The sequence below is a fragment of the Streptomyces sp. FH025 genome (genome assembly GCF_017427025.1).
In the GTDB taxonomy this organism is placed as follows: domain Bacteria; phylum Actinomycetota; class Actinomycetes; order Streptomycetales; family Streptomycetaceae; genus Kitasatospora.
In genome coordinates this window covers 1-4600 of the sequence record NZ_JAFLNG010000622.1, presented here as the reverse complement: position 1 = coordinate 4600, position 4600 = coordinate 1, and the positions used below count along the sequence as shown (strand labels likewise).

The 4600-nt window shown below is 73.9% G+C and carries 4 protein-coding genes and 1 pseudogene; 2 read left to right on the top strand and 3 right to left on the bottom strand.

Annotated features, from left to right (window positions below):
* Window positions 1-10: 10 nt before the first annotated feature.
* Window positions 11-796, top strand: coding sequence for a peroxide stress protein YaaA (gene yaaA, locus J0670_RS30760; RefSeq protein WP_207815062.1), 786 nt, complete (start codon window positions 11-13; stop codon window positions 794-796).
* 21 nt (window positions 797-817) lie between these two features.
* Here yaaA and J0670_RS30755 read toward each other — a convergent pair whose 3' ends face one another.
* Genes J0670_RS30755 through J0670_RS30745 form a run of 3 tightly spaced genes read right to left on the bottom strand, consistent with a single transcriptional unit; the run spans window position 818 to window position 3571 of the window.
* Entirely contained in the window at window positions 818-1963 is a 1146-nt protein-coding gene (locus tag J0670_RS30755; RefSeq protein ID WP_207815061.1) for a bifunctional RNase H/acid phosphatase, read from the bottom strand.
* 4 nt (window positions 1964-1967) lie between these two features.
* Window positions 1968-2711, bottom strand: a complete 744-nt coding sequence (locus J0670_RS30750) for a zinc ribbon domain-containing protein (RefSeq protein WP_207815059.1) — start codon at window positions 2709-2711, stop codon at window positions 1968-1970.
* 23 nt (window positions 2712-2734) lie between these two features.
* On the bottom strand, window positions 2735-3571 hold the full coding sequence (locus tag J0670_RS30745; RefSeq protein WP_207815058.1) for a Nif3-like dinuclear metal center hexameric protein: 837 nt from the start codon (window positions 3569-3571) through the stop codon (window positions 2735-2737).
* 530 nt (window positions 3572-4101) lie between these two features.
* Between J0670_RS30745 and J0670_RS30740 the strand changes: the two are divergent.
* Window positions 4102-4600 (top strand): annotated as a pseudogene (locus J0670_RS30740) (hypothetical protein); the annotation flags it as partial.

Below are 4600 nucleotides of genomic sequence, written 5' to 3'. Positions count from 1 at the left end.
GGAGTCCGCTGTGCTCGTGCTGTTGCCGCCCTCGGAGGGCAAGGCCGCGTCCGGGGACGGCGCGCCGGTCGCGCTGGAGCGGCTGTCGCTGCCCGGGCTGACGGCGGCCCGCGGGGCGGTGCTGGACGCGCTGGTCGGGCTCTGCCGGGGCGACGAGGACACCGCCGCCGAGGTGCTCGGCCTGACCCCCGGCCTGCGGGGCGAGATCGCCAAGAACGCCGGCCTGCTCACCGCCGGGGCCCGTCCGGCGGCCGAGGTGTACACCGGGGTGCTGTTCGACAACCTGGGCCTGGCCGGCCTGGACGCCGCCGCGTACGAGCGGGCCGAGCGCTCGCTGCTGGTGTTCTCCGGCCTGTGGGGCGCGGTGCGGGTCTCCGACCGGATCCCGTCCTACCGCTGCTCGATGGGCGTGAAACTCCCCGGCCTCGGGGCGCTCGGAGCGTACTGGCGGAGCACGATGGTCGATGTGCTCCCCGAGGTGGCGGACGGGCTGGTGCTGGACCTGCGCAGCTCCGCGTACGCGGCGGCCTGGAAGCCGGCCGGCGAGGTGGTCTCCCGTACCGCGACCGTCCGGGTGCTCCAGGAGCGGAACGGCAAGCGCACGGTGGTCAGCCACTTCAACAAGGCGACCAAGGGCCGGATCGTCCGGGACCTGCTGGTCACGGGCGCCGAGCCGAAGACTCCGGGCGAGCTGATGGACGCGCTGCTGGAGCTGGGCCACCGGGTCGAGCTGGCGGCGGAGGGCACGGCGCGCAAGCCGTGGCAGCTGGACGTGGTGGTCACCGAGGTGCACTGAGCACCCCGGTGACGAACCGGTTCAGCGCAGGTGCGAGGTGTCGTTGAGCAGCCGCAGCGAGGCGTTGCCGTCCGCGTAGTACTGGACGGCGCAGATCGAGGCGGCGGACAGCTCCATCCGGTACATCGAGTCCGGCGGGGCGCCGAGCGCGAGGCGGACCAGCGTCTTGATCGGGCTGACGTGCGAGACCACCAGCACGGTCTGTCCCGGGTACCGGGCGGTGATCCGGTCCCGGGCCGCGCCGACCCGGTGGGTGAGGGTGGTGAAGCTCTCGCCGCTGCCGGTCGGCTTGGCCTTGGCGGAGCCCAGCCAGGCCGACAGGTCCTCCGGGTACCGCTGCCGCACCTCGGCGAAGGTCAGGCCCTCCCAGTCGCCGAAGTCGACCTCGCGCAGCCCGTCCTCGTAGTGGACCTCCAGACCGAGCCGGGCGGCGACGGTCTCGGCGGTCTGCCGGGTGCGGACCATCGGGGAGGCGACGACCGCCTGGACGCTGCCGCGCGCGGCCAGCGCCTCGGCGGCCCGTTCGGCCTGCCAGCGGCCCTTGTCGGACAGCTCCGGGTCGGTGCCGCCGCTGCCGGAGAATCGCTTCTCCGGGGTGAGCGGGGTCTCGCCGTGGCGCAGCAGGTCGAAGGTGGTCGGGGTGCCGAGGTCGGCGGGGGCGGCCCAGCCGGCCTTGGGGGTGGTGGTCTTCGGCGGCGGGGTCTTCAGCGGCGGCTCGGCCCCGGCTTCCGAGGCCTTCGGCTCCCACTGACGGCCCGCCTGGCCGGCGTCCATCGCCTCGTTGGCCAGCCGGTCGGCGTCCTTGTTCCGCTCGCGCGGGATCCAGGTGTAGCTGACCCGGCCGCGCGGGAAGAGCGTGCGCGCCTCGGCGGCGAGCGGCTGCATGTCGGGGTGCTTGATCCGCCAGCGCCCGGACATCTGCTCGACGACCAGCTTGGAGTCCATCCGGACGTCCACCGAGGCGTCCGGGTCGAGCTCGCGGGCCGCCTTGAGGCCGGCGATCAGGCCCCGGTACTCGGCCACGTTGTTGGTGGCGTGGCCGATGAACTCGGCGGCCTCGGCGACGAGCTGCCCGGTGTCGCCGTCACGGACCACCGCGCCGTAGCCGGCCGGCCCCGGGTTGCCCCGGGACCCGCCGTCCGCCTCGACGATGAAGCGGGCCGCCACCGGATCAGACGCCCGAGTCGGCGGTGCGGACCAGGATCCGCGAGCAGTTCTCGCAGCGGACGACCTTGTCGGCCGGCTCGGCCTTGATGGCGTTCAGCTCGGTGATCGAGAACTCGGTGCGGCAGCCCTCGCAGCGGCGCTGGTAGAGGCGGGCCGCGCCGACGCCGCCCTGCGTCTCGCGCAGCTTGGTGTACAGCTTGAGCAGGTCGGCCGGGATGACGGCGGCGACGGTCTCGCGGTCGCGCTTGACCTTCTCGGCCTCGCCGTCGATCTCGGCGAAGGAGGCGTCGCGGCGGCCCTCGGCCTCGGTGAGGACGACGGTGGAGTGCTCCAGGCGGGCGCTCAGCTCCTCGACCCGGGTCTTGGCGGTCTCCTGGCGCTCCATGATCTCCAGCACGACGTCCTCGAGGTCGCCCTGGCGCTTGGCGAGCGAGCCGATCTCGTGCTGGAGGTTCTCCAGGTCCTTCGGCGAGGTGATCGCGCCGGAGTCCAGGCGCTGCTGGTTGCGGGCGGCACGGGCGCGGACCTGCTCGACGTCCTGCTCGGCCTTGGTCAGCTCGCGGGCGGTGTCGCCCTTCTGGGCCTCGGCGGCGACGACGAGGTCCTTGAGGGCGGTGTGGTCGGCGGTGGCCTTCTCGATCTCGGCGTGCTCGGGCAGGGTCCGGCGCCGGTGGGCCAGCTGGTCGAGCTTCGAGTCGATGGCCTGGAGGTCGAGCAGGCGGATCTGGTCGGCGGGCGCGGCGTTCAAGCGGAATGCTCCTGTGAATCGGGTCAGGCGGTGAAGGACATGGGGGCGTGCGCGGTCCACGGGTCGGTGACCCGGTGGGAGACCTTGGTCTCCACGGCCCAGCCGCGCTTGTCGGCGGCGGCCCGCAGGGCCCGCTCGGCCAGGGTGAGCCAGGGCCACTCGGTGGCCCAGTGGGCGGCGTCGACCAGGGCGACCGGGGCCGCCTCGGTGGCCTCGGACGCCGGGTGGTGGCGCAGGTCGGCGGTCAGATAGGCGTCCACGCCGGCCGCCCGGACCTCGGCGAAGAGGCTGTCGCCGGAGCCGCCGCACACCGCGACCCGGCTGATCAGCCGGTCCGGGTCACCGGAGACGCGGACGCCGGCGGCGGTGGCGGGGAGGCCCTCGGCGACCTGCGCGGCGAAGGCGGACAGGGTCAGCGGGGGCTCCAGCAGGCCGATCCGGCCGGTGCCGCGTCGGCCCAGCGGGTCGGTCGGGTCCGGCACCAGCGGGCCGGTCACCCGCAGGCCGACGGCCTCGGCGAGGGCGTCCGAGACACCGAGGTCGGCGTGGTCGGCGTTGGTGTGGGCGACGTGCAGCGCGATGCCCTTGGTGATCAGCGTGTGCACCACCCGGCCCTTGAAGGTGGTGGCGGCGACGCTGGTGGTGCCGCGCAGGTAGAGGGGGTGGTGGGTGACCACGAGGTCGGCGCCCCACTCCACGGCCTCGTCGACGACGGCCTGAACGGGGTCGACGGCGAAGAGCACGCGGCTGACCTCGGCCTGAGGGTCCCCGCAGACCAGGCCGACGGCGTCCCAGGACTCCGCCCACTGCGGCGGGTACACCTCTTCGAGCGCGGTGATGACGTCGGACAGTTTCGGCACCTGTCGAGACTACCGTGCGCGCGGGGCCGGTCGGGCCCCGGCCGATCGGGGGGCCGGTCGACGGCCGTTTCCACCGGTGTTCGGACGCGGGTGCCGGGGGCGTACGGGTGCGCGTCAACCTGTGTCGGGGCGCCCGTACGGGCCCGTACGGGCGGTGCCCGCGCGTACACCTGGGGCGCTCGGGGCACAGCGGGGCCTTCGTACGAATTCGAAACCGCCCACTGATCACCCTTACGAGTGAAGTGACCGGCTCTGCGTTGAGGCTTCGGTTTTCTCGAAACTAACTTCAGTCCTGCGAAGGGGAGTTGCCCCGCACGTCCCGGCCTGTGCGGGCCGGAGGACGGAAAGGGGCCCCGCCTGATTCAAGTCCCGGCGACACCGGGCCGAAGGCGGGTACGGGGACGCGGCGTTCCCGCCCTCGGGGGCGCTCCCGTTCATTCCGAGGAAACCGATCAGGCCGGGCCGCACGCCCGGGTGCCGAGCAGTGGCACCCGCGACGCGGCGGCCGAAACGAAGGGATGTGGTGGCGGATGAGGGCGGACACATCGCTGCGTACGGCCGGGGGCGGGGGATCGGCGGGCCCCGGACCGGATGCGGCCGGTTCGTGGCCGGAGGCGACGCGGGCGGCACTGGCCGACGCCGGGAGCCGGGGAGGCGGCGGTGGCTGGGACGTCACCGTCGGTGGCTTCTGGTGCACGGCCAGGCCGTCCGGGTCGTCGCCCTTACCGGAGCAGGGCTGGAAGCTCCATCTGAGCGCGGCATCGGTGGTGGGCGGGGAGGTGCTCGCGGCGGTGGCGCGGGTGCTCGCCACCGACCCGTGCAGCTTCAAGTTCGCGGCCGGAGAGGAGCGGCTGCGCGAGCTCAACTCCCGCAACAGCGACCGTGGTTCGGCGGGCAAGTTCATCACCGTCTACCCGGCGGACGACGCGCAGTTCCAGCGGCTGGCGGCCGAACTCGACCGGGTGACGGCCGGGCTGCCGGGGCCGGTGGTGCTGTCCGACCGGCCGTACCGGCCGGGCAGCCGGGTGC